The 24,392-nt window shown below is 70.9% G+C and carries 22 protein-coding genes; 9 read left to right on the top strand and 13 right to left on the bottom strand.

Features of this window, described 5'->3' with window-relative positions:
- Positions 1 to 45: 45 nt before the first annotated feature.
- The 6 genes from ACWGUG_RS00590 (at position 46) to ACWGUG_RS00615 (ending at position 7,249) form a co-directional block, all read left to right on the top strand.
- On the top strand, positions 46 to 459 hold the full coding sequence (locus tag ACWGUG_RS00590) for an L-rhamnose mutarotase (RefSeq protein WP_336394468.1): 414 nt from the start codon (positions 46 to 48) through the stop codon (positions 457 to 459).
- Positions 456 to 1,625, top strand: a complete 1,170-nt coding sequence (gene rhaI / locus ACWGUG_RS00595; protein WP_452323503.1) for an L-rhamnose isomerase — start codon at positions 456 to 458, stop codon at positions 1,623 to 1,625. The genes ACWGUG_RS00590 and rhaI overlap by 4 nt, the downstream gene beginning before the upstream one ends.
- Before the next feature lie 101 nt (positions 1,626 to 1,726).
- The gene (locus ACWGUG_RS00600; protein ID WP_452323504.1) at positions 1,727 to 2,632 is read left to right on the top strand and encodes an alpha/beta hydrolase fold domain-containing protein; all 906 of its coding nucleotides are present in this window, start codon (positions 1,727 to 1,729) and stop codon (positions 2,630 to 2,632) included.
- A gap of 45 nt (positions 2,633 to 2,677) precedes the next feature.
- A complete protein-coding gene (locus ACWGUG_RS00605; RefSeq protein ID WP_452323505.1) occupies positions 2,678 to 4,714 on the top strand; it encodes a bifunctional aldolase/short-chain dehydrogenase in 2,037 nt (678 codons plus the stop codon).
- 184 nt (positions 4,715 to 4,898) lie between these two features.
- On the top strand, positions 4,899 to 6,263 hold the full coding sequence (locus ACWGUG_RS00610; RefSeq protein WP_452324176.1) for a rhamnulokinase: 1,365 nt from the start codon (positions 4,899 to 4,901) through the stop codon (positions 6,261 to 6,263).
- Positions 6,260 to 7,249, top strand: a complete 990-nt coding sequence (locus ACWGUG_RS00615) for a serine hydrolase domain-containing protein (protein WP_452323506.1) — start codon at positions 6,260 to 6,262, stop codon at positions 7,247 to 7,249. The genes ACWGUG_RS00610 and ACWGUG_RS00615 overlap by 4 nt, the downstream gene beginning before the upstream one ends.
- A gap of 37 nt (positions 7,250 to 7,286) precedes the next feature.
- Here the strand turns inward: ACWGUG_RS00615 and ACWGUG_RS00620 are convergent, their stop codons facing one another.
- Positions 7,287 to 8,303: a LacI family DNA-binding transcriptional regulator gene (locus tag ACWGUG_RS00620; protein WP_452323507.1), complete on the bottom strand. Its 1,017-nt coding sequence runs from the start codon at positions 8,301 to 8,303 to the stop codon at positions 7,287 to 7,289.
- Between the two features lie 181 nt (positions 8,304 to 8,484).
- On the opposite strand from ACWGUG_RS00620, the gene ACWGUG_RS00625 reads away from it, so the two are divergent.
- A complete protein-coding gene (locus ACWGUG_RS00625) occupies positions 8,485 to 8,631 on the top strand; it encodes a hypothetical protein (RefSeq protein WP_452323508.1) in 147 nt (48 codons plus the stop codon).
- A 6-nt stretch (positions 8,632 to 8,637) separates the two neighbouring features.
- Here the strand turns inward: ACWGUG_RS00625 and ACWGUG_RS00630 are convergent, their stop codons facing one another.
- From ACWGUG_RS00630 to ACWGUG_RS00640, 3 genes are read right to left on the bottom strand one after another with little or no spacing between them, the layout of a single operon-like run.
- Positions 8,638 to 9,483 carry a transglutaminase family protein gene (locus ACWGUG_RS00630; protein ID WP_336394460.1) on the bottom strand — a complete coding sequence of 282 codons (846 nt, stop codon included), beginning with the start codon at positions 9,481 to 9,483 and terminating at the stop codon, positions 8,638 to 8,640.
- A gap of 55 nt (positions 9,484 to 9,538) precedes the next feature.
- A complete protein-coding gene (locus ACWGUG_RS00635; RefSeq protein ID WP_336394459.1) occupies positions 9,539 to 10,471 on the bottom strand; it encodes an alpha-E domain-containing protein in 933 nt (310 codons plus the stop codon).
- The gene (locus ACWGUG_RS00640; protein WP_336394458.1) at positions 10,465 to 12,135 is read right to left on the bottom strand and encodes a circularly permuted type 2 ATP-grasp protein; all 1,671 of its coding nucleotides are present in this window, start codon (positions 12,133 to 12,135) and stop codon (positions 10,465 to 10,467) included. The genes ACWGUG_RS00635 and ACWGUG_RS00640 overlap by 7 nt, the downstream gene beginning before the upstream one ends.
- A gap of 85 nt (positions 12,136 to 12,220) precedes the next feature.
- Between ACWGUG_RS00640 and ACWGUG_RS00645 the strand changes: the two genes are divergently transcribed.
- The gene (locus ACWGUG_RS00645) at positions 12,221 to 13,864 is read left to right on the top strand and encodes a molybdopterin-dependent oxidoreductase (protein ID WP_452323509.1); all 1,644 of its coding nucleotides are present in this window, start codon (positions 12,221 to 12,223) and stop codon (positions 13,862 to 13,864) included.
- Positions 13,865 to 13,891: 27 nt separating this feature from the next.
- Here ACWGUG_RS00645 and rocD read toward each other — a convergent pair whose 3' ends face one another.
- From rocD to ACWGUG_RS00670, 5 genes are all read right to left on the bottom strand, one after another.
- Entirely contained in the window at positions 13,892 to 15,118 is a 1,227-nt protein-coding gene (gene rocD / locus ACWGUG_RS00650) for an ornithine--oxo-acid transaminase (RefSeq protein ID WP_336394456.1), read from the bottom strand.
- A 23-nt stretch (positions 15,119 to 15,141) separates the two neighbouring features.
- On the bottom strand, positions 15,142 to 16,035 hold the full coding sequence (gene ddaH / locus ACWGUG_RS00655; protein WP_452323510.1) for a dimethylargininase: 894 nt from the start codon (positions 16,033 to 16,035) through the stop codon (positions 15,142 to 15,144).
- Between the two features lie 180 nt (positions 16,036 to 16,215).
- Positions 16,216 to 17,244 (bottom strand): NAD(P)-dependent alcohol dehydrogenase, encoded by a 1,029-nt coding sequence (locus tag ACWGUG_RS00660; RefSeq protein WP_452323511.1) that lies wholly within the window; start codon positions 17,242 to 17,244, stop codon positions 16,216 to 16,218.
- Between the two features lies 1 nt (position 17,245).
- A complete protein-coding gene (locus tag ACWGUG_RS00665) occupies positions 17,246 to 17,461 on the bottom strand; it encodes a helix-turn-helix transcriptional regulator (protein WP_109209029.1) in 216 nt (71 codons plus the stop codon).
- Positions 17,461 to 17,895, bottom strand: coding sequence for a hypothetical protein (locus tag ACWGUG_RS00670; RefSeq protein WP_452323512.1), 435 nt, complete (start codon positions 17,893 to 17,895; stop codon positions 17,461 to 17,463). Before ACWGUG_RS00670 ends, ACWGUG_RS00665 begins: the two co-directional genes overlap by 1 nt.
- Positions 17,896 to 18,156: 261 nt before the next feature.
- Here ACWGUG_RS00670 and ACWGUG_RS00675 point away from each other — a divergent pair, with 261 nt between their 5' ends.
- Entirely contained in the window at positions 18,157 to 19,728 is a 1,572-nt protein-coding gene (locus ACWGUG_RS00675) for an alpha/beta hydrolase-fold protein (protein ID WP_452323513.1), read from the top strand.
- A 116-nt stretch (positions 19,729 to 19,844) separates the two neighbouring features.
- Here the strand turns inward: ACWGUG_RS00675 and ACWGUG_RS00680 are convergent, their stop codons facing one another.
- From ACWGUG_RS00680 to ACWGUG_RS00695, 4 genes are read right to left on the bottom strand one after another with little or no spacing between them, the layout of a single operon-like run.
- Positions 19,845 to 20,849, bottom strand: coding sequence for a LacI family DNA-binding transcriptional regulator (locus ACWGUG_RS00680; RefSeq protein WP_452323514.1), 1,005 nt, complete (start codon positions 20,847 to 20,849; stop codon positions 19,845 to 19,847).
- A gap of 34 nt (positions 20,850 to 20,883) precedes the next feature.
- Complete coding sequence (gene arfA, locus ACWGUG_RS00685; protein ID WP_452323515.1) at positions 20,884 to 22,395, bottom strand: arabinosylfuranosidase ArfA; 1,512 nt, start codon at positions 22,393 to 22,395, stop codon at positions 20,884 to 20,886.
- A 52-nt stretch (positions 22,396 to 22,447) separates the two neighbouring features.
- Positions 22,448 to 23,374: a carbohydrate ABC transporter permease gene (locus tag ACWGUG_RS00690; RefSeq protein ID WP_452323516.1), complete on the bottom strand. Its 927-nt coding sequence runs from the start codon at positions 23,372 to 23,374 to the stop codon at positions 22,448 to 22,450.
- Positions 23,371 to 24,324 (bottom strand): carbohydrate ABC transporter permease, encoded by a 954-nt coding sequence (locus tag ACWGUG_RS00695; protein WP_452323517.1) that lies wholly within the window; start codon positions 24,322 to 24,324, stop codon positions 23,371 to 23,373. Before ACWGUG_RS00695 ends, ACWGUG_RS00690 begins: the two co-directional genes overlap by 4 nt.
- Positions 24,325 to 24,392: the final 68 nt, after the last annotated feature.

Below are 24,392 nucleotides of genomic sequence, written 5' to 3' on the forward strand. Positions count from 1 at the left end.
GATCCCATCGAGGGGATCGGCCGACCGCAGAGGAGCCCCACACTCATGACGAGCCCGACCGCGACGAAGCGCGTCTGCTTCCAGCTGCAGGTGCGACCGGAGCTGCTGGACGAGTACATCGCCCGGCACACGCCGGTGTGGCCCGAGATGCTCGAGGAGATCGCGGCGGCCGGCCGGCGCAACTACTCACTGTTCCTCGGCGAGGGCGGCCGGCTCATCGGCTACTACGAGACCGATGACGACGAGGCCGCCCAGGCCTACCTGGCGCAGTCCGAGGTGGCCGCGCGGTGGGAGGCCGAGATGGGCCGCTTCTTCACGGGCCTCGACGGACGCCCCGACCAGTCGGCGACGCCCCTCACCGAGGTTTTCAACCTGCACGACCAGCTCACCGCCGCCCGGGGTGCGGCGAGCGAGAGGCTCCAGACGGACCCCGCCCACGAAGAAGGCACCGCATCATGACGACGACGCTGTCACCTGACATCCTGTCCGCGCTCGAAGGCCAGGCCATCGAGCTGCCCAGCTGGGCGTTCGGCAACTCCGGCACGCGGTTCCGCGTGTTCACGACGCCCGGGACGCCCCGCGACCCGTACGAGAAGATCGCCGACGCCGCCCAGGTCAACGCCTACACCAAGCTCGCGCCGAGCGTCGCCCTGCACATCCCGTGGGACAAGGTCGACGACTATGCAGACCTGCGCCGCCACGCCGAGGACCTCGGCGTGAGCCTCGGCACGATCAACTCGAACACCTTCCAGGACGAGGACTACAAGTTCGGGGCGCTCACGCACCACGACGACCGCATCCGCCGGAAGGCGATCGACCACCACCTCGAGTGCATCGACATCATGAACGAGACGGGGTCGCGGGACCTCAAGATCTGGCTCGCCGAAGGCTCGAACTACCCGGGCCAGGGTGACATGCGCGCCCGCCAGGACCGCCTGCAGGACTCGCTGCAGCAGATCTACGACCGCCTGTCGGACGAGCAGCGCCTGGTGCTCGAGTACAAGTTCTTCGAGCCGGCGTTCTATCACACCGACGTTCCGGACTGGGGCACCTCGTACGCACAGGTCGCAAGCCTCGGCGACAAGGCGATGGTCTGCCTCGACACCGGCCACCACGCGCCCGGGACGAACATCGAGTTCATCGTGATGCAGCTGCTGCGCCTCGGCAAGCTGGGCTCGTTCGACTTCAACTCGCGCTTCTACGCCGACGACGACCTCATCGTGGGCGCCGCCGACCCGTTCCAGCTGTTCCGCATCATCTTCGAGGTGGTGCGCGGCGGCGGCCTGAACAACCCCGACGTGGCCTTCATGCTCGACCAGTGCCACAACGTCGAGGACAAGATCCCCGGCCAGATCCGCTCGGTGCTCAACGTCCAGGAGATGACGGCGCGCGCCCTCCTCGTCGACCGCGACGCCCTCGCCGCGGCGCAGCAGGCGAACGACGTCCTCGCGGCCAACGCCGTGTTCATGGACGCGTTCTACACCGACGTGCGGCCGGCGCTCGCCCAGTGGCGCGAGTCGCGCGGGCTCGCCGCCGACCCGATGGCCGCGTACGCGGCATCCGGCTACCAGCAGCAGATCGCCGCGGACCGCGTCGGCGGCACGCAGGCCGGCTGGGGAGCCTGACCGCACCAGACCCACCGGGGGTGTGGGATGCCGATCCCCGCGCCCCCGGTGCACCACCCGATCCCGGCGCAGACGCCGGGAGCAGATCCCGAAGGATGCAGATGAGCGAGCCCTACTCCGCCGCCGATGGACTCGTGCGCGTATACCCGGCGCGCGAGCCGAACGGCTCCGGACTGGTGTGGGCGCACGGCGGCGGATTCGCCTTCGGCGACCTCGACATGCCCGAGTCCGACTGGGTCGCGCGCAGTCTCGCCGCGCGCGGCACCACCGTGGTGTCGGTGGACTACCGACTGGCTCCGGTGCCCGAGGGGTGGCAGCCCACTGAGCCCGCGCGCCCGGGGCACCACTACCCCGCGGGCTCCGACGACATGCTCGCGGCCTGGTCGTGGGTCGTCCAGACCGCCGACCGGCTGCGCATCGCACGCGACCGCATCGCGATCGGCGGCACGAGCGCCGGCGGCAACCTCGCGGCGGGGGCGACGCTGCGCCTCATCGAGCGGCGGGCGCAGGCGATGCCCGCCCTGGTGCTGCTGGCGTACCCGACGCTGCTGGCCGTGCAGCCCGCGCCGGATGCGGCGCTGCGCGCGGCGCTCGATGCCCGTCCGGACGCCGACCGGTTCCGCCCCGACGCCGTCCTCGGCATGTACGAGAACTACCTCGGCGGCCCGGTCGACCGCGCGCCGCTGGGCGCGATCCCCGGCCTCGCCCGACCCGTCGACCTGGCGCAGTTCCCGCCGACGCTGATGGTCAACGGCGACGTCGACGAGCTCCGCGTGTCGGGTGAGGCGTTCGCCGCGTCACTGCGCGCCGCCGGACGCCCCGTCGACGTCGTCACCGAGCTCGGCACCGAGCACGGCCACCTCAACCGGCCGCATGAGCCGGCGGCTTCCGTCACGATCGACCGCTTCGCCGCCCGCCTCGCCGCCCTCCCGGCAGGCGCCCCCGCCTCCACCCCCTCCGTTCAGCCGTCGCAGGCGCACGCCGAATCAGCCCCGAGCCGGGCATAGCCGACGAACGAACCCCCGAACCGCACGCGCAGAAGGAACCGCATCATGACCAACCAGGCCGTCACCGACCTCATCACCCGGTCCAATCGCCTCGGCGCCGACCCGAAGAACACCAACTACGCCGGCGGCAACACGTCGGCCAAGGGCACCGAGACCGATCCGGTCACCGGTGAGCCCGTCGAGCTGCTGTGGGTCAAGGGCTCCGGCGGCGACCTCGGCACGTTGAAGGAGTCGGGCCTGGCGGTGCTGCGTCTGGACCGCATGCGCGCACTGGTCGACGTCTATCCCGGTGTCGACCGCGAGGACGAGATGGTCGCCGCGTTCGACTACTGCCTGCACGGCAAGGGCGGCGCCGCGCCGTCGATCGACACCGCCATGCACGGCCTCGTCGACGCCGCGCACGTGGACCACCTGCACCCCGACTCCGGCATCGCGATCGCGACCGCGGCCGACGGCGAGCAGCTCACCGCCGAGATCTTCGGCGACAAGGTCGTGTGGGTGCCGTGGCGTCGCCCGGGCTTCCAGCTGGGCCTGGACATCGCCGACATCAAGGCGAAGAACCCGCAGGCGATCGGCACGATCCTCGGCGGCCACGGCATCACCGCGTGGGGCGACACGTCCGACGAGGCCGAGCAGAACTCGCTGTGGATCATCGAGACCGCCGCGGCCTACATCGCGAGCAACGGCAAGGCCGACCCCTTCGGCGGCGTTCGCGCGGGCTTCGAGGCACTCCCCGAGACCGAGCGCCGCGCCAAGGCCGCCGCGCTGGCGCCGACCATCCGCGGCCTGGCGTCGACCGACAAGCCGATGGTGGGCCACTTCACCGACTCCGACGTCGTGCTGGACTTCCTCGCCTCCGAGCGCGCGCCCGAGCTGGCGGCGCTCGGCACCAGCTGCCCCGACCACTTCCTGCGCACCAAGGTCAAGCCGCTCATCCTCGACCTGCCGGCCGACGCGAGCGTGGAGGACTCCATCGCGCGCCTGCAGGAGCTGCACGAGGCGTACGGCGCCGACTACCAGGCGTACTACGACGCACACGCCACCGCCGAGTCCCCCGCGATCCGCGGCGCCGACCCGCTCATCGTGCTGGTGCCCGGCGTCGGCATGTTCTCGTACGGCGCCAACAAGCAGACCGCCCGCGTCGCCGGCGAGTTCTACGTCAACGCCATCAACGTCATGCGCGGCGCCGAGGCACTGTCGACGTACTCCCCGATCTCGGACGCCGAGAAGTTCCGCATCGAGTACTGGGCGCTCGAAGAGGCGAAGCTGCAGAGGATGCCCAAGCCCAGGACGCACCAGGGCCGCATCGCGCTCGTCACGGGCGCGGCATCCGGCATCGGCAAGGCCATCGCGACCCGCCTCGCCGCCGAGGGCGCGTGCGTCGTGATCGCCGACCTCGACCTCGGGAAGGCGCAGGCCGCCGCGGCCGAGCTCGGCAACGCGGATGTCGCCATCGGCGTGGCCGCGAACGTCGCCGACGCCGATGCGATCCAGGCCGCCTTCGATGCCGCCGTGCTCGCGTTCGGCGGCGTCGACCTCGTCGTCAACAACGCCGGGCTGTCGCTGTCGAAGCCGCTGCTGGAGACCACCGAGAAGGACTGGGACCTGCAGCACGACGTGATGGCCAAGGGCTCGTTCCTGGTGTCGAAGGCGGCGGCGAAGATCCTCATCGAGCAGAAGCTCGGCGGCGACGTGATCTACATCTCGTCGAAGAACTCCGTCTTCGCGGGCCCCAACAACATCGCGTACTCCGCGACCAAGGCCGACCAGGCCCACCAGGTGCGCCTGCTCGCGGTCGAGCTCGGCGAGCACGGCGTGCGCGTGAACGGCATCAACCCCGACGGCGTCGTGCGCGGCTCGGGCATCTTCGCCTCCGGCTGGGGCGCCAACCGCGCCGCGACCTACGGCGTGAAGGAAGAGGACCTCGGCCAGTTCTACGCCAACCGCACGATCCTCAAGCGCGAGGTCGTGCCCGAGAACGTCGCCGACGCCGTCTACGTGCTGACCGGTCCCGAGCTCTCGCGCACCACCGGTCTGCACATCCCGGTCGACTCCGGCGTGGCCGCGGCGTTCCTCCGATGACCGCCGCGAGGGCGCGCCGAGATGCCGCGATCTCGTCGACCGACCACGCTGTCGGCGCCGAGGACGTGGTCGCTCGCCGAGGACGGGCGATCTCGACGGCCGACGGCGTTCCTGCGAGCCGGAGCCCGCGGTGACCGGCGGCGTGGTCGCGGCCGTCGACCTCGGCGCGACGAGCGGTCGCGTCATGCTCGGGCACGTGGAGGACGGGATGCTGCGCCTCGAGCAGGTCGCCCGCTTCCCGAACGGTCCCGTGCCCGGCCCCGACGGCGGGCTGCACTGGGACTTCACGGCGCTGTACCGCCACATCCTCGACGGGCTCGCCGAGGCGTTCCGGCGCGAGCCGGGCATCGCCAGCATCGGCATCGACTCGTGGGCGGTCGACTACGGGCTCGTGCACGGCGGGGAGCTGCTCGGCGAGCCGTTCCACTACCGCGACGAGCGCACCGCCCGCGGGGTCGAGCTCGTCCACCGCGAGGCGCCGTTCGACGAGCTCTACCGCCGCAACGGCCTGCAGTTCCTCCCCTTCAACACGCTGTACCAGTACGCCGTCGAGCCCGCGCTGGCCGACGCCGAGGCCTCGCTGCTCATCCCGGACCTCGTCGCGTTCCTCCTCACCGGGACCCGCGTGGCCGAGCGCACGAACGCCTCGACCACCGGGCTGGTCGACGTCCGCACCGGCAGGTGGGACGTCGAGCTCGCCGGACGCCTGGGGATCCCGGCATCCGTCCTGCCCCCTCTCGTCGACCCCGGCGCGGTGCTGGGCACCCTCCACGGTGAGGCGCGCCAGCGCGTCGGCGCACCCCTCGAGGTCATCGCGGTCGGCTCGCACGACACCGCCTCTGCGGTGGTCGCCGTGCCGCTCAGCACGCCCGACGCGGCCTACATCTCGTGCGGCACGTGGGGCCTGGTCGGCGTGGAGCTCGACGAGCCGGTCGTGAGCGACGCCGCACGCGAGGCGAACTTCACCAACGAGGGCGGCGTGGACGGGCGCGTGCGCTTCCTCCACAACGTCACCGGGCTGTGGCTGCTCAGCGAGGCCGTGCGCACGTGGGAGGCCGAGGACGGCGCCGCGATCGACCTTCCGGCTCTCCTGGCTGACGCGGCGGACGTGACGGGCGACATCCCGCTGTTCGACGCGAACGACCCCCGCCTGTCGGCTCCGGGCGACATGCCGGCCCGGATCGCCGCGGTCATCGCCGAGACGGGCGCTGCGGTGCCCGAGACGCGCGAGGCATTCGCCCGATCGATCGTCGAGAGCATCGCCCAGGCGTTCGCCGACGCGGTCGCCACCGCGGCGCGGCTCACCGGGCGCGACATCGACGTGATCCACATCGTCGGCGGCGGTGCGCTCAACCGGCTGCTCTGCCAGGCGACCGCGGATCGGTCGGGACTGCCGGTGCTCGCCGGTCCCGTCGAGGCCACGGCGCTCGGCAACGTGCTGGTGCAGGCCCGCGCCCACGGGTGGTTCGGTCCCGACGCGACGCTGGAGGACCTGCGGCAGGTGGTCGCGGCATCCGTCTCGCCCGAACGCTACGAGCCGCGCCGATGACCGGCTACGGCGCCGCGTTCGACTGGGCGCGGCGGCATGTCGAGGCAGGCCGCCTGCCGTCCGCAGTGCTGGGTGTCGCCACCGCCGACGGGGTCGTCGCGCTCGATGCGTTCGGGGCGACGAACGGCCGCACGGCGCGCACCGGCGACCCGTACTGGCTCTTCTCGATCACCAAGGTGCTCACCGGGCTCACGGCGGCCCGCGCCGTCGAGCGCGGCTTCCTCACCACCGAGACGCCGCTGGCCGCCGCCCTTCCCGGGTTCGGCGCGGGGCGGGACGACGTCGTGCGCCTGCGTCACCTCGTGAGCCACACCTCGGGGATCCGCGAGCCCAGCCTCGACCCCGCTGAGGGCTTGCGTGCCGCCCTCCTCGCCCCGGGCCGCGACTTCGCCGCGGGCACCGCCTCGCGCTACTCCACCGTCGCGTTCGACGGCATCGCCGAGCTCGTCCGCCGCACCGCAGGATGGGAGTGGGATGCCGACGTCACGGCGTGGGCCGCGACCATCGGCGCCCACGGACTCACCCTCGACCCGGCCGCCGACCCGCACACCGTGGTCGACGCGTCGCGGCTGGGGCTCGACATGCGCGGGTTCGCACGTCACCGCAACCCCGGCGCCGGCTTCATCGGGACGGCCGAGGACCTGCTGGCGCTCGGCTCGGCCCTCCTGCGCATCCGCCGGGGCGAGACGGGCGGCATCGTGCAGCCGGCGACGCTCGACATGATGCTGCGTCCGCTCACCGGCGGCATCCCCCGGCTGGAGCCGTATCCCGCCGAGCGCGGCCAGGACTGGGGCTTCACCTGGAACCTGCGCACCCGCGCGCCCGGCCTCATCGACCGCGACGTCTTCGGCCACGGCGGCTGGGCGGGCACCGAGTTCTGGGTGCATCCGTCGGCGGGCGTCGCGTTCGTGCTGCTGACGAACCAGGCAGAGCGCCCGGGCGTCGACCTCGACGAGCTCGACAACGCGGTGGTCGCCGGCGTCTGACGCCGAGCGACGCGGGCGACGGCCACCGAAGGCCCGCCTACGGGCGGTGCGGCCGCGTGGACCCGCGGACCACGAGCTCGGCGGGGAACGTCCCGTGCACCGGTTCGGTGCGCCCGCCGACGCGTTCGAGCAGCAGCTGCACGGCTCGCGCGCCCATCGCCTCGCCGGGCTGGTGCACCGTCGTCAGCCGCAACGCCGGGTGCGCCGCGATCGGCACGTCGTCGTAGCCGACAACGGAGATGTCCGCGCCCGCGTCGGCGACGGCACGGAGTGCCCCGATCGCCAGCTCGTCGTGGCCGGCGAAGACGGCTGTCGCGTCGGTCCCCCGGGCCAGCATCTCGCGGACGACGTCGTACGCGGCCTCCTGGCCCTCATCGGTCCGCCAGAGGAGCTCCGCCGCATCGATCCCCGTGGCGGCCATCGACCGCAGATACTCCTGCAGCCGGACGCTGTGGGGCAGGTTGTCGGACGACGTTGCCTCCAGCAGTGTGAGGTGGGCGATGCGCTCGTGGCCGAGGACGCGCAGATGCTCCAGCGCCGCCCGGGCGCCGGCGACGTCGTCTCCCGCGACGCTGTCGTACACATCGGTGATGTCGAACCGGCCGAACATCACCAGCGGGGCCGAGCGCCCGATCCGCTCCAGGTCGGGTCGCCGCACGCGGGCCGACACGACGATCACCCCGTCGACTTGCCTGTCCACGAGAGCCTCGGTCGCGCGAAGACCCTCTCGCGAGCCGACCTCGGCGGGGGCGATGATCAGCTGGTAGGGCGTGCCTTCGAGCTCCTGCATCGCGCCGCGGATGACGCGCGAGAAGAACTGGTTGGAGATGTCCGGAAGCTCGACGCCGATCGTGTAGCTGCGGCCGCGCATGGATCGTGCGGCGATGCGGGGTCGGTAGTGGAGCTCCGCCATCGCAGCCGTGACCCGGGTGCGCATCGCGTCGCTGACGCCGTAGGCGTTGCGCAGCACCTTGGAGACGGCGGCCCGCGAGACGCCGGCGGCCGCGGCGACGTCGTCGATCGTCGTCCGACGCGCTGGGCCCGGATCCGCCATTGCACCCTTTCCCACACTCCTGCGGCAAACCTAGCCGACGCCGCACACCACGAAGCGACGACGCGGCGGTCCGTGATCCAGCATGCGCTCGCCCGGACTCCGGCACGAAGCCCCGACGGGGCGCGGCATCCGCGTGTCAATCCCTATCCGGAGCGACCCGGGCAGGCCTACCGTGGTCGGCATGGCAGAGAAGCGCGCGGAGAATCAGCCGGTCGAGCAGGACGATCCGGCCGGCGGTGATGAGACGACGGAGGACCAGCTCGAGGCCGACAATCCCGTCGAGGAGGACACCCTCAAGACCCTCGACCCCGACGCGCCCCCGGCCTGACCCTCGCTACACCTCGCGGGTGATCGTCACCTTCACGTGCAGGCTCGACTTGAACGGGCCGGCGTACACCCCGCGCAGCGGCGGCACGTCGCCGTAGTCCCGGCCGCGCCCGACGAGCACGTGGCGGTCGCCGATCTCGATGTTGTTCGTGGGATCGAAGCCCTGCCACTCGCCGGCGAACCACTCGACCCAGGCGTGCGACTCGCCGGTCACGGCTACGCCTACCTCGGCCGACGGGCGCGGGTGCAGGTAGCCCGACACGTAGCGGGCGGGGATGCCGACCTCGCGCAGCGCGCCGAGCGTGACGTGCGCGATGTCCTGGCAGACGCCCTTGCGCGCCTCCCACGCCTCGCTCGCCGTGGAGTGCACCCCGGTGATCCCGTGCATGTACTCCACGGCGTCGCCGATGGCGACCGCGATCGCGTGCGCAGCCCGCCCCGGGTGGTCATGCTGGGCGGCGATCGACCGCGCGAGATCGGCGACCTCTGCGTGCGGACGCGTGCGCCCCGTCTGCGACAGCTGCTCGACCGTCCCGATGGAACGGCCCGACTCGCGGGCGAGGCCGTCCCACGTCACGTCGATGTGCTCGAGCGGTCGCGGACGCACCTCGACCAGCGAGCGCGCCGTGATGGTGAGCGACGCGTGGGGCGACAGCACGTCGAACGCTGCCACCCGCGTGCCGAAGTAGTCGACGTACTGGTTGACGGAGGTCGACGGCTCGATGTCGAGCGACGAGTTCAGCACGAACTGGCTGTCGGTGGAGCCGGGCAGCATGCGCGCCTCGTTGTAGGACGCGCTCACGTCTCCGTGGTAGCTGAAGCCCGTCTGGTGCTCGATGCGCAGTCGCTTCATGACTGACACCCCCGCGTGCGGGCGTGTGCCCCCGGTTGGTGAGCCTGACGAACCATCATGAGATCTCTCCGATCCAGCTGGGCTCGGCCTGCGTCGGGAAGAACCGGCCGCGGATGGCCTCGGATGCCTCGCGCGTGACCTTCTGCACGCGGTCCATGTGGGCGGGCAGCTCGCCGAGGATCTCGGAGATCGGGCGGTACTCGAGGTCGTTGCGGATCTGACCGAGCGCCCGCAGGACGGTGTTGGAATGCCCGACGCGGTCCGCGCGCGGATCGATGGCGCTCATGCACTCCTCGGCCCGCTGGATCGAGTAGATGATCGAGCGCGGGAAGAGGCGGTCCAGCAGCAGGAACTCGGCAGCGTTGCGCGCGCTCGGCATGCCGCGATACGTGCGCAGGTACGCCTCGTACGCGCCGCACGAGCGCAGGATCGTGGTCCACGACGGGCCGGATGCCTCGGTCAGCGACCGCGTCGCCAGCAGCCGCGCCGTCATGTCGGTGCGCTCGATGCTGCGGCCGAGGGTGAAGAACTGCCAGGCCTCGTCGCGGCTGGTGGACGAGTCCACGATGCCGATCGCGAGTGCCGCGCGCTCCCGGACCCACTGGAAGAACTCGTGCACGCGGTCGTTCTGCAGGCGCCGCGGCATCCGTGCGTTCGTGGTGTTCAGCGTCTCCCACAGCTCCGTCGAGACGATCTCACGCGCCCGTCGGGCGTTCTCGCGGGAGGCGGTGAGCGCGTAGGCGATGCTCGACGGGTTCATGCGGTCGACGGCGAGACGCGCCAGCACGTCCTCGCGGCGCACCAGGTCGACGCCCTCGGGCGGGAGCGAGCCCATGACGCTCAGCAGCGACCGGCACGCGATGTCCTCGTCGATCCACGGGTCCTCGAGGAGGAGCTGCAGGTGCACGTCGAGGATGCGCGCGGTGCCGTCGGACCTCTCGATGTACCGCCCGATCCAGAACAGCGACTCTGCGATGCGGCTCAGCATCCGCCATCACCCCCTGTCTGCTGTTGCTGCTCCTGCTGCTCGCGGTTGCCGCGCACGGGATCGCGCGGCGAGTGCGCGGGCTCGGTCTGCGGGTCGTAGATGATCGGGATGGCCGCGGTCACGGTGGCCTGGTCGGCGACCAGCTCAGGCACCTTGCCCGGGCCGTACTCGCCGCCCGTGGGCGCGGAGCCTCCGACGATCCAGGTGTCCTTCGAGCCGCCGCCCTGGCTGGAGTTCACCACGAGCTGCCCTTCCGGGAGCGCCACGCGGGTGAGCCCGCCCGGCAGCACCCACACGTCCTCGCCGTCGTTGACCGCGAACGGCCGGAGGTCCGCATGGCGCGGGCGCATGCCGTCCTCGACGAGCGTCGGGATGGTGGAGAGCATGACGACGGGCTGCGCGATCCAGCCCCGGGGGTCGGCGAGCAGGCGCTGCCGGAGCCGCTCGAGCTCTGCCGGCGAGGCATCCGGCCCCACCACCAGGCCCTTGCCGCCCGAGCCGTCCACGGGCTTCACCACGAGCTCGTCGAGCCGGTCGAGCACCTCCTCGAGCGCGTTCGGGTCTTCCAGGCGCCACGTGTCGACGTTCTTGAGGATGGGCTCCTCGGCGAGGTAGTAGCGGATGAGGTCGGGCACGTACGTGTACAGCAGCTTGTCGTCGGCGACGCCGTTGCCGACGGCGTTGGCGATGGTGACGTTCCCCAGGCGCGCGGCGAGCATGAGGCCCGGCGCGCCCAGCATCGAGTCGGCGCGGAACTGCAGCGGATCGAGGAAGTCGTCGTCGACGCGGCGGTAGATGACGTCCACGCGCTTGGGTCCGCGCGTGGTGCGCATGAACACCTTGCCGCCGATGCACAGCAGGTCGCGCCCCTCGACGAGCTCGACGCCCATCAGACGCGCGAGCAGCGTGTGCTCGAAGTACGCGGAGTTGTAGACCCCGGGGGTCAGCACCACGACGTTCGGGTCCTCGATGCCCGCCGGCGCCGAGGCGCGCAGTGCGGCGAGCAGCTTGTTGGGGTAGTCGCCGACCGGACGCACCCGCATCGAGACGAAGAGCTCCGGCAGCGTCTGAGCCATGACGCGGCGGTTGGAGATGACGTAGCTCACGCCCGACGGCACGCGAACGTTGTCTTCGAGCACGCGCATCTCGCCGTGCTCGTCGCGGATGAGGTCGATGCCCGACACCTGGATGCGCACGCCGTTCGCGGAGTGGATGCCGGCCGCCTGGCGGTAGAAGTACTGCGACGACGCGATCAGACCGGCCGGCAGCACCTCGTCGCGCACGCAGTGCTGGTGCCCGTAGGCGTCGTCGAGGAACGCCTCCAGGGCGCGCACGCGCTGTTTGACGCCCGCCTCGATGCGCGACCACTCGTCGTACGTGATGACCCGCGGGACGGCGTCCAGCGGGAACGGCCGCTCCTCCCCCGCGAAGTCGAACGTCACACCCTGCGCGAGATACGAGCTCGCCAGCGAATCGGTGCGCCCGCGCAGCTCCTCCTGCGTCATCTGCGCGAGCGCCTGGTACAGCTCCCGGTAGGCCTCGCGCGACTCTGCCGGCGCGCCGGGGTGGGCCGGGCTCCCGAACATCTCGTCGAACGCGGGGACCCCCGAGGGCGTCTTGCGCGGCGCCAGCGTGGAGCCGTAGCCGTCGAACAGATCACCCATGCTGACGAGCCTAATGCGGCGTTCGTTGCGCTCGTGTTTCCGCCCCGTCCGCCCGGCGTCCCCCGCGCGGACGTACCCTTGCTGCATGGCGGGACGCGCCCGGGACGGCGGCATCCTCGCCCCCCTCGCATGGGTGGCGGGCGTGGCCGCCGTCGTGCTCGGCGCGGGCCTCGGCGAACTCGCCGCCGGCGTGGTGGCCCCGGCCTCCAGCCCGGTCGCCGCCGTCGGCTCGGCCCTCATCGACGTCGCGCCGCCGTGGGCCAAGGACACCGCCATCGCCTGGTTCGGCACCGCCGACAAGATCGCGCTCGTGGGCGGCATCGCCCTGGTCATGCTCGTCGTGGCCGCCCTCGCCGGATGGCTGCAGGCCAGGCGCCCGCCGTGGGGCGTCGTGCTGATCGCCGTGTTCGGCGTCGCCGGCGCCGTCGTCGCGGCCACGCGACCGGGCGCCGGGCCACTGGCCTGGCTCCCCTCGGTCGTCGCGGGCGCCTCGGGCGGGGTCGCGCTGTGGCTCCTGCTCCGGCTGCTCCGACCCGCCGCCGCGGCATCCGCCGATCCATCTGCTGCCCGTTCGCCGCAGCTGGGCGCCGATCCACCCGATCCGCGTGCATCCGACGCAGGTGAGCCGGGCACGGGTGCCACCGCCGAGGGCACCCCGCCACCCAGCCGCCGCGCCTTCTTCGCGTGGGCGGGCGCGGCGGCGGGAGCGGGCGTTCTCGCGGTGGTCGTCGGCAGCCTGCGGACCACAGCGGCGGCCGGCGTGGCCGCGGCGCGGATGGCGCTGCGGCTTCCGACGCCGGCGGTGGCGGCATCCGCCGTCCCGCAGGGCGCCGAGCTCGACCTCCCCGGGCTCGCGAGCGTCGTCACCCCGAACGACCGGTTCTACCGCATCGACACCGCGCTCGTCGTGCCCGAGGTGAACCCGGCCGACTGGCGGCTGCGCGTGCACGGCATGGTCGCCGAGGAGCTGGAGCTCACGTGGGACGAGCTTCTCGCCCTGCCGCTCGAGGAGTCGTGGACGACCCTCACGTGCGTGTCGAACGAGGTGGGAGGGACGCTCATCGGCAACGCCCGCTGGCTCGGCCATCCGATCCGGGAGCTGCTGGCGCGGGCGCGCCCCGCCGCGGACGCCGACATGGTGCTGTCACGGTCGATCGACGGCTTCACGGCGTCCACGCCGCTGGAGGCGCTCACCGACGACCGCAACGCGATCCTCGCCGTCGGGATGAACGGCGAGCCGCTCCCCCTCGAGCACGGCTTCCCGGTGCGCATGGTCGTGCCGGGCCTGTACGGCTACGTATCGGCGACGAAGTGGGTGACCGACCTCGAGGTGACGCGGTTCGACCGCGCCCGCGCGTACTGGACGGACCGAGGCTGGTCCGAGCGAGGGCCGATCAAGCTGCAGTCGCGCATCGACGTGCCGCGCAAGGCGCAGGGGCTGAAGGCCGGCGGCGTCGTCATCGCCGGTGTGGCGTGGCACCAGGGCGTGGGCGTCGCGGGAGTCGAGGTGCAGATCGACGACGGCCCGTGGCAGGAGGCGACCCTCGCGACAGCGATCTCGGACGACACCTGGGTGCAGTGGAGCCTGCCCTGGACCGCGACCGCCGGCGACCACCTGCTGCGGTGCCGTGCCACCGGCAGGGACGGGCAGCAGCAGACGCCCGACCGCGCACCGCCCGCGCCGGATGGCGCGACGGGGTGGCACGAGCGGTTCGTCGAGGTGTTCTGAGCGCTGCCCGCGCGACGGGATCGCGCGTCAGCCGGCGAGGACCACGCGCAGCTGCTCGATCGCCCAGTCGAGCTCGGTCGCGCGCACGACCAGCGGCGGCGCGACGCGGATGGTCTGCCCGTGGGTGTCCTTGACCAGCACGCCGCGCGCGATCAGCTTCTCGGCGATCTCGCGTCCGGTGCCGACCTCGGGGTCGATGTCGACCCCCGCCCAGAGGCCCACCACTCGCACACCCGTGACGCCGTGGCCGATGAGCTCGCGGAGCTTCACGTCGAGGTGCTCGCCGAGGAGCTTCGCCCGCCGCTGGAACTCGCCGGTCTGGAGCATCTCGACCACGCGCAGGCCGACGGCGGCGGCGAGCGGATTGCCGCCGAACGTCGAGCCGTGCTCGCCCGGACGGATGACCCCGAGCACGTCACGGTCCGCCACGACCGCCGACAGCGGAAGGATGCCGCCGCCCAGCGCCTTGCCGAGCAGGTAGACGTCGGGCACCACACCCTCGCGGTCGCACGCGAACGTCTCGCCCACACGCGCGAGGCCGGACTGGATCTCGTCGGCGATGAACAGCACGCCGTGCTCCGTGCACAGCTCGCGGACCGCCCGCAGATACCCCTCGGGCGGAAGCACCACACCCGCCTCGCCCTGGATCGGCTCGATGAGCACGGCGGCGGTCTCGGGGGTGATGGCGGCCTCGATCGCCGCGGCATCGCCGTAGGGCACCGGCACGAATCCCGGCGCGAACGGCCCGAAGTCGCCGCGTGCGCCGGGGTCGTCGCTGAAGCCGACGATCGTGGTGGTGCGGCCGTGGAAGTTGCCGTGCGCGACGACGATCTGCGCCCTGTCGGCCGTGATGCCCTTGACCCGGTATCCCCACGCGCGTGCGACTTTGATGCCGGTCTCGACGGCCTCCGCACCGGTGTTCATGGGAAGCACGAGGTCCTTGCCGCACAGCTCGGCCAGCGCGGTCGCGAACGGTCCGAGCCGGTCGTTGTGGTAGGCGCGGCTGGTCAGCGTCAGCCGGTTCAGCTGCTCCTGCGCGGCGGCGACGATCGCGGGATGCCCGTGACCGAAGTTCAGGGCGGAGTAGGCCGAGAGCAGGTCGAGGTAGCGCTTGCCCTCGACGTCGGTGACCCAAGCGCCCTCGCCGCGCGCGATGACGACGGGGAGCGGGTTGTAGTTGTGGGCGAGGTGGTCCTGTTCACCGGCGATGATCTTGATCGTGGCGGTGTCGACCGAGGGCGAGGTGGCGGTCATGGGTGTGTCCTCTTCTCGGACCGTCAGCGCCGCAGCTCGAGCGTGCAGCACTTGATGCCGCCACCGCCGAGCAGGAGCTCCGACAGGTCGACGAGCACCGGGTTGTAGCCGCGCTCGCGCAACTGGACCTCGAAGCCCTTCGCACGCGGCGAGATGATGACGTTGCGGCCGTCGCTGGCCGAGTTGAGGCCGAAGACCGCGCCGTCGGCGTCGGCCACGCGGATGGCGTCGGGGTAGCGCTCGGCGAGGATCGCCTGGCTGCGCTCGTCGAAGGCGCCTGGCAGGTAGGCGATGTTGGCGCGGTCGACGCCGCCCGGCCCCTCGACGGGGTCGAGCACCGAGATGGCGGTGTCGAGGTGGTAGAACCGCGGGTCGACGAGATTGAGGCTCACGACCTCCTTGCCGAACACGTCTTCGAGCTCGCGGTGGCTGTCGCCGGTGGAGCGGAAGCCGGTGCCGGCGAGGATGGTCTGGCCGACGAGCAGGAAGTCGCCTTCGCCCTCGTTGACCTGCACCGGCTCGACGACCTCGAACCCGTTCGCGCGGAACCAGTCCATGAAGGCCGGGCCCTCGGGCACGCGCTCCTGGAAACGGAACTTCGCGCCGTACGCGACGCCGTCGATGACGAAGCCGCCGTTGGCCGTGTAGACCATGTCGGGCAGGCCGTCGATCGGGTCGATGAGATGCACCTCGTGGCCCAGCTCGAGATACGTGTCGTAGAGCGCCTGCCACTGGCGCACCGCCAGCTCTGTGTCGGTGGGGTTGGCCGGCTCCATCCAGGGGTTGATCCGGTAGCTCACCGTGAAGTGCTCGGGGCGGCACATCAGGTAGCGGCGGTGCTGCTGGACGCGGCCTCCGGTGGCGGAGGACCCGGTCGTCGGGGCGGTGGCTGCGGGCGCGGTGTTCTGCGTGGACATCATGCTCCTGTACGAGGGGCGGCGGACGCTGTCCAGAGGCCCGGCGGCCCTTCGACCGGCTGCGCTCGCTCAGGAACCGCAGCCGTGAAGGGGAAAGCAACCGGGCACGCCGCGTCCATTGTCTCACGGACGCCGGGTGCCGCCTGGGAATGCGCACGCGCAGCGTCGCCCTGCACCCCGTCACTCCGCGAGCACGACGACCTTGCCCACCGCGTGGCCGGCAGCCACGTGCGCGAGCGCCTCGCGCGCCTGGGCGAAGGCGAACCTCCGCTCGATGCGCGGACGCAGCCGGCCGGCGGTCGTGAGCGCGACGAGCTCCGCGAGGACGTCGGGCTTGGCGACGGCGGCGAGCGGACGCAGCGGACGCTTGGAACCGATCGAGAGGACGGATGCTGCGGCGATACGCCCGATCGGACCCATCACCCGCCCGCCCTCGCCCGAGACCAGGACGACCGCGCCGCCGTCGCGCACGAGCCCCTGCAGCGACCGCAGCGGCGCGGTGCCGGCGATGTCGATCACGACGTCGAACGGCTCCGCAGCGAGCTCGAGGGCACCGGGCTGCACGGCGCGGTAGTCGAACGTGCGCGCCGCACCCAGCTCCTCGACCAGCGCCCGGCTCCGCTCGCCGCACAGCGCCCACACCTGCGCGCCGCGCGCGACGGCGAGCTGTACCGCGAACGTGCCGACGCCGCCGGAGGCGCCGATCACGAGCACGCGGTGGCCGGATGCCACGCCCCCGCGTTCCAGCGCCTGCCAGGCGGTGCCGCCCGCGACCGGGAGGGCTGCGGCGTCGACCGCGTCCAGAGCGGCGGGCCGCGGGACGAGGCGGGACGCCGGGCACACCGCGTACCGCGCGAGGCCTCCCCCGGCCGGAAGCTCCCCGATCACCTCGTCGCCGACGGCGAGACCGGAGACACCCTCGCCCAGCGCGACGACGGTGGCGGCGGCATCCATCCCGCGAACCGCCTGCCGCGGCCGCCGCATCCCGAACGCGAGGCGCAGGAGTCGGGGCTCGCCGCGCATGACGCGGATGTCGCCGTTGTTGAGGCCGGTCGCGCGCAGGCGCAGCAGCACCTCGCCGCGACCGGGCGCGGGGACATCCGTCGTTTCGAGCACGACGTCGTCGGGCTCGCCGTAGCGGTGCTGCCGCCACGCGGGCATCGAATCGGTGCGCAGCGCCTGCGGCGAGGGGAGCGTCTGGTCGGACATGTCATGCCTCCGGATAGTCGAAGAGGTCGTCCAGCCCGACGCCGAATGCGCGGGCCAGCTGGAAGGCGAGTTCGAGCGTCGGCGAGTACCGCCCCTGCTCGATCGCGATGAGGGTCTGCCGCGTCACGCCCACTCGGCGGGCGAGGTCGGCCTGCGTCATGCCGGCCGCCTCGCGCACCGCGCGGATCGAGTTGGTGACCTTGGTGGGCTTGACCATCAGACAAGCCCCCGCCGGTACGCGATCACGCTCGCGATGCCGCCGACGATCGACGACAGCGCGAAGCCGAAGAACATCGCATTGGCGATCCAGAACCAGTCGGCCTCGAACGCGCACAGCACGATGACGCCCAGCCCGGCGATGACGAGGAATGCCTGGCCGACCCGCGTCGACATGTGCGCGATGTCGCGGTCGCGCTGGTCGCTCTTGCCGACGCCGTCGGGATCGCGCATGCCGGCGAGGATGCCCCACACGATGCTCACCAGGATCGCGACGGCGATGCTGCCGCCGATCGTCCACAGCATGAGCGGCACCCAGTCCACCTCGGCGACGGACCCGCCTGCCGCCTGCTGCAGCACCAGCACGACGTAGACGCCCACTCCGACGATGCTGACGATCAGGCTCGCCCAGATGTTGCGCTCTTCGTACACCATGACGGCGCTCCCTGCATGTAAAGATTTCTTGACACTGCGAAGCTACGCCCGCAATGCCGGCGTGTCAAGAATTTTTTACATGCATCGAGGCCCCGCCGACGGCGGCAGACCCTGCGGGCGAGGTCGACCGCGGGCCCCCTCCTGACGCACAGCGATTTACAACGTCGTAAAAAACTTCTTTACAACGTAGTAAACCGTCGCTAGCCTGACCGTGTCGGAGCCGCCTCCGGTCGCTCGGCAGCTATTCAAGGAGGAACAGTGATGAGCGTTTTCACCCGGCGCGACCGCGCCGTCGAAGGTTCGCAGGGCGGTGGGGATCGCGGCCGGAATGCCCGGCTCGTCCGTCCGTTCGCGGCCCTGGGCCTTACTGCAGCCCTGGTCCTGAGCACCGTGCCGATGGCGGCGCAGGCCGCGGACGGGGAGCTGACGCCCGGGCCCACCGTGTACGCGGATCCGGAGTCGCCGACCGGGTACACCGGGCGCTTCGTGTACTACGACCCCGATGCCACCAGCGTGCGCTTCGTCGCCGACATCCTGCTGCGCAACTGGGCCGACCGGACCGACATCACGGTCTACCAGCCGCACCAGTACGAGCCCGGTCTCATGCGGGGCGGCGGTGGCTACGACGTCGAGATGACCGATGCGGGCGACGGCTACTGGGTCACCGAGGTGCCGCTCGCGGCCGGCGCGAACCAGTACTGGTTCTACGTGGACGGCAACACCAGCGCCTGGCTCGCCGACCCGGCGAACTCGCCCATCTTCGCGCCGGATGGGATCTCGTTCCCGCAGCGGCGCGCCTTCAACAAGGTCTTCGTGCCCTACGACGAAGCGAAGCAGGACTTCGCTCCGCTCGCAGCCCGGCAGATCGAACTCCCGCGCGAGGACTCGGCCAAGGGCACGTGGAGCTACGTCCCGATCGACATCCCCAACCAGACCGGCCGCACGCTGGGCGTGTACCTCCCGCCGGACTACGACCCGAACCGTGCGGAGCCGTACAAGACGATCTACATGCAGCACGGCGGCGGTCAGGACCAGTCGGACTGGATGAACATGGGCGACGTCCCGGTGATCATGGACAACCTGATCCAGGACGGCACCACCGAGCCGGCCGTCGTCATCACGACGAACACGAACTATCTCGGACCCGTCGGAAACCAGGCCGTTCAGGGCGACGCGTATCCCAACCTGCGCAATGTCGTGATCCCCTTCGTCGAGGCGAACTACAACGTCTCGACCGAGCCGATCGACCGGGCGTTCGCGGGTCTGTCCGCCGGCAGCTTCGTCACGCAGAACCTGATCAGAGACGACGCCGACCAGTTCGGGTACTACGGCCCGTGGAGCGGCGGCGTGAGCGTCCCCGCGTCGACGCCGAACCTCGCAGCTCCGTACATCCACTATGGCGGTGGCGCGTGGGACTTCGGTCTTCCCAACGCGAACACGGTCGCGGCCCTCGACGACGTCGGGTTCATCGAGAACACGGTGGTCGCCGGGGCGCACGACTTCAACGCGTGGAACCAGCTGTTCACGATCTTCGCGCGGGACTACGTGTGGCACCCGGAGGCGTTCCTCCAGGACGAGGTCGACACCCTGAAGGCGGACGTGGCGGATGCGGGCCTGAACAAGGGCAACACGAACGCCCTCACGGTGAAGCTCGACCAGGCGCTGAAGCTCGTCACCGCGGGCGACTCGGTCGGGGCCCTCGAGGTCCTGGACGGTTTCCTCGCCCAGGTCGCCGAGTTCCAGACCGCGGGCAAGCTGACCGCCGAGCAGGCCAGTGCCCTGACGACCCTCGCCGAGAAGGTCACATTCAACCTGGGGTACTGGGTGCAGTGAGCCACTGCTGACAAGACCAGGGCTGCCGGCGGACTCGCGCTTCCCGCCGGCAGCCCTCTCACGTGCACGGCGCGCCTGGCGGGCACGGCATCGGGCGAGGACGGGCGTGCCCCGCTTCAGGCTGAGGCCGCCGTCGAGTCCCGCACGACCAGTGAGGTCGCCAGCTCGATCCGCGTGACCTCCGGACGGGGGCCGTCCAGCAGCTGCAGCAGGAGCCGGGTGGCCTGCTCCGCCATCTCGCGAAGGGGCTGATGGACGGTGGTGAGCCGCGGGTGGGCGAGCTCCGCGATCGCGAGGTCGTCGTAGCCCACGACGGACAGGTCGCGCGGCACCGAGAGTCCGAGAGCCGAGGCTGCGTGCAGCACTCCCAGCGCCTGCGCGTCGTTGCCGGCGAAGATCGCCGTCGGCCGATCCGGCAGCCGCAGCAGCTCGGCCGCGTGATCCTCGCCCCCCTGACGCCGGAAGTCGCCGAAGCGGATCCATCCCGGCGGGATCGTCACCCCCGCGGACGCCATCGCGGCGCGGTAGCCGTCCAGCCTTGCCAGCGCGCACATCACCGACTCCGGCCCGGTGATCGCCGCGATCCGCCGGTGCCCGAGCTCCAGCAGGTGCCGTGTGGCCGCCAGCCCGCCCGACCAGTTCGCCGACCCGACCGACGGGAGGTCCGCATCGGGATCGCCGGCCGGATCGATGACGACGAACGGGATGCCGCGCGCGGAGAGCCGCTCCTGCCCGTCGGCCGGTATGCCGGCGAAGAGGAGGATGATGCCGCTCGGCGCGCGGCGCACGACCGAGTCCAGCCACTCCGGTCCCGGGGCACGACGATCCCCGCTCACGGAGAGCGAGACCGCCATGCCGGCGGCCGCGGCGCTCTCGCGCACCCCCTCGAGGATGCCGAGCGCCCACTCGCCCTCGAGCTCGTGGAGCACGACCTCGATGTAGTCCCGTCGCTGCCTGCTCTTGCGGCGCCGGTAGCCGCTCGCGTGCAGCTGCTCCTCGACGAGCGCCCGTGTCGTCGACGAGACGTCCGAGCCGCCGTTGAGCACCTTGGAGATGGTCGTCAGCGACACCCCTGTCTGAGCGGCGATCTCCTTCAGCGTCACTCTCTGGGGTCGTGCCATCTCGCCACCCGGCCGGCTCGTCGCGGCGCTCGCGTCAGTCCAGCGTGAGCGCCGTCCACGACACGGGCGGCAGCGTGACGGTCACCCTGCCCTCCCCGACGTCGACGGACGAGTTGGTCCTGGGCGTGACGCGCTCCGGATCCTCGAGGGTGTTGGCCGCGTGGATGTCGTCATCGAACAGTGAGATCGCGGAGGCGTCGGCGACCTCGCCGAGAGCGCGCACATCGATCTCTACGGAGACCTCCTCGTCGAGGCTGCGGTTCACGAGGAACACCGTCGTGCCGCCCCCGCTCGCATCGCGTGTGGCCACCGCGTCCACGACCGACACGTCGCCGTACTCCGCCGTGGCGTAGGTGGGGCTGTCGAGCTTCAGCTCGAGGGCGACACCGCGGGCGAGGCGCGAGGTGAGCGAGAACGGATAGAAGGTGGTCTGCCGCCACGCCGGCCCGCCGGGCTCGGTCATGATCGGCGCGATGACGTTGACCAGCTGCGCGAGGCTCGCGGCCGTCACCCGGTCGGCGTGGCGAAGCAGCGAGATGAGGAGGCTGCCGAAGACCACGGCATCCAGGACGGAGTACGAGTCCTCGAGCAGGCGGGGTGCCACCGGCCAGTCCTCCGCATCGGTGATCTTGTCGACCTCGTTGAAGCGCGACTGGTACCAGACGTTCCATTCGTCGAAGGAGATGTCGATCGTCTTGTCGCTGTGCCTGATCGCCTTCACGTGGTCGGCGGTGGCTACGACGGCCTCGATGAAGCGGTCCATGTTCACGCCGGAGGCGAGGAAGCTGCCGTAGTCGTCGCCCTTCGGCTCGTAGTACGCGTGGCACGAGATGTAGTCCACGTCGTCGTACGTCTTGCTGAGCACGACGCGCTCCCAGTCGCCGAAGGTGGGCATCTGGGCGCTCGAACTGCCGCAGACGACCAGCTCGAGATCCGGATCGATCTGTCTCATCGCGCTCGCGGTCTTCGACGCGATCTGCGCGTACTCCTCGGCCGTCGAGTGCCCGAGCTGCCATGGCCCGTCCATCTCGTTGCCCAGGCACCACATGCGGATGCCGTGGGGTTCGGGGTGGCCGTTCGCGACGCGCCTGTCCGACCAGTGGGTGCCCGATCGCAGATTGGCGTATTCGAGCACATCCAGCGCCTCCAGGACTCCGCGCGTGCCGAGGTTGACGGCGTACATCAGCTCGCTGTCGACCTTCTTGAGCCACCCCGCGAACTCGTCGAGGCCGATCTCGTTGGTCTCGGTCGAGTGCCACGCCAGGTCGAGCCGGCGGGGCCGGGCGTCGCGGGGCCCGACGCCGTCCTCCCAGCGATACCCCGAGACGAAGTTTCCGCCCGGGTAGCGGATCGTCGAGACACCGAGCTCGCGCACGAGCTCGATGACATCGGTGCGGAATCCGTCCTCGTCCGCCGATTCGTGGCCGGGTTCGTAGATCCCGTCGTAGACGCAGCGCCCGAGGTGCTCCACAAACGAGCCGAACAGCCGGCGGTTGACGGGGCCGACCGTGAAATGCGGGTCGACGGTGAGGTGTGCGCGGATCATTCTTCTCTCTCAGGGACAGGGTGGACCGGGGCGAGGCGACGTGATCGTCGGATCACTTGAGGCTTCCGATGGCGAGGCCGCCACGCCAGTACTTCTGAAGGGCCAGGAAGGCGATGATGAGCGGGATCACCGACACGAGGCAGCCGAGGATGATGATGCTCCAGAGGGTCTGGCCGCCCGCCGCGCCGTACGTGGACGCGGTCGACTGCCACACACCGATGCCCACCGTGACCGGGAACAGCCGGTTGTCCGAGAGCATGACCAGCGGCAGGAAGTAGTTGTTCCACGATGCCACCACAGACAGCAGCAGCACGGTCACGATCGCCGGCCGGAGCATCGGGAGCGCGACCTGCAGGAACGTCCGGAACTCCCCCGCGCCGTCCACGCGTGCCGCGTCGAGGAGCTCGTCCGGGACGGCATCCCGGGCGTAGACGTTCATCAAGTAGACCCCGAAGGGGTTCAGCAGGGTGGGGATGATCACGGCCCAGATCGTGTTCGTCCAGCCGACCTGGGCGAACAGGACGAAGGTGGGGATCACGAGCGCGGTCGTCGGCACCATGACGGCGCCGAGCAGGATCGCGAAGGCGGCACGCCGGCCGGCGAACCGGTACTTCGCGAACCCGTATCCGGCGAGGACGGCGAGCACCGTGGCGCCCAGCCCGCCGACGATGGCGTAGAGCGCGGAATTCGCCAGCCACCGCGCGTAGATCCCTCCGCCGTAGGTGAACAGGTCGACGAAGTTGCCGACGTAGTTGATGTCGTCTGCGAACCAGAGCGCGCTGTCGCCCCCGAAGAGGCCTGCGGCGGTCTTGGAGCTGTTGATGATCAGCCACCAGAACGGCACCAGGAAGTAGATCACCAGCAGCGCCAGCACGATGTTCAGCGGCACCCGTCCGCGGGTGCGCGGGGCCGACCGGCGCTCGACGAGCTTGCGCGGCTTGCCGCGGGTCTCGGTGATGTCGACGGGTGTGACGCTCATTCGAAGAAGCTCCCTCGCTTGCGGGTTGCGAACAGGAAGATGTAGACGCAGAGGAATACGACGGCACCGAGCGCGAACGAGATCGCTGAGCCGTAGTTGTAGTTCGCCAGCGAGAACGCCTGCTGGGATGCATACATGTTGGGCGTGAAGTCGTTCGGGATGGATCCGGCCGCGAGGTCCTGGAGGATCTTCGGCTCGTTGAAGAACTGCAGGGTTCCGATGAGGGCGAACACGAGGATGAGCAGGAGCGCCGGCGAGAGCAGGGGGATCTTGATCCGCCAGACGATCTGCCACTGGGAGGCGCCGTCGATGCGTGCGGCTTCGTACAGGGTGGGGTCGATCCCCTGCAGCGCTGCGTACAGGATGATCATGTAGTAGCCGGCCCATTGCCACGTGACGATGTTGAGCAGGCCGTAAAAGATCAGGCTCTTGCTCAGGAAATCAGGGGCCTCAGCTCCGAAAATTCCGAAGACGTCCGCGAGCGGGCCGAAGTTCTCGCTGTACAGGAACCCCCACATCAGCGCGCCGATCACCGTCGGAATCGCATACGGCATGAAGATCATGAGCCGCGAGAAGCGGGCGAACCGGCTGATGATGATGTCCAGCATCAGCGCGAGGGCGAGCGAGACGGCCATCTGCAACGGAATGAGCACCAGCGAGAACCGGATGACGAACCAGACGCCGTCGAGGAACGACGGGTCTGTGAAGGCCTTCAGGTAGTTGCCGAAGAGGACGAATCGGGTGCCTCCGATGAGCGACTTCTGGAACAGGCTCAAGTAGAGGGCGTAGCCGATCGGCAGCACGAGCATAGCGAGGAAGATGATCGCGAACGGTCCGACGAAGAGCCATCCGAAAAGGCTCTGACGTGCGGCGGTGGAGCGGCGACCCCCCTTCTTCGTGAGGCGGCTCGCCTCCGTCTTCGTGACGGGGTTTGTGGTTGAGGCGGTCATGATTTCTCCGGGTCAGAAGAGTGACCGGAGGGCCGGTCCGCACGAGCACGAACCAGCCCCCCGTGCCA

It is taken from the genome of Microbacterium sp. NPDC055455 (assembly GCF_053619935.1).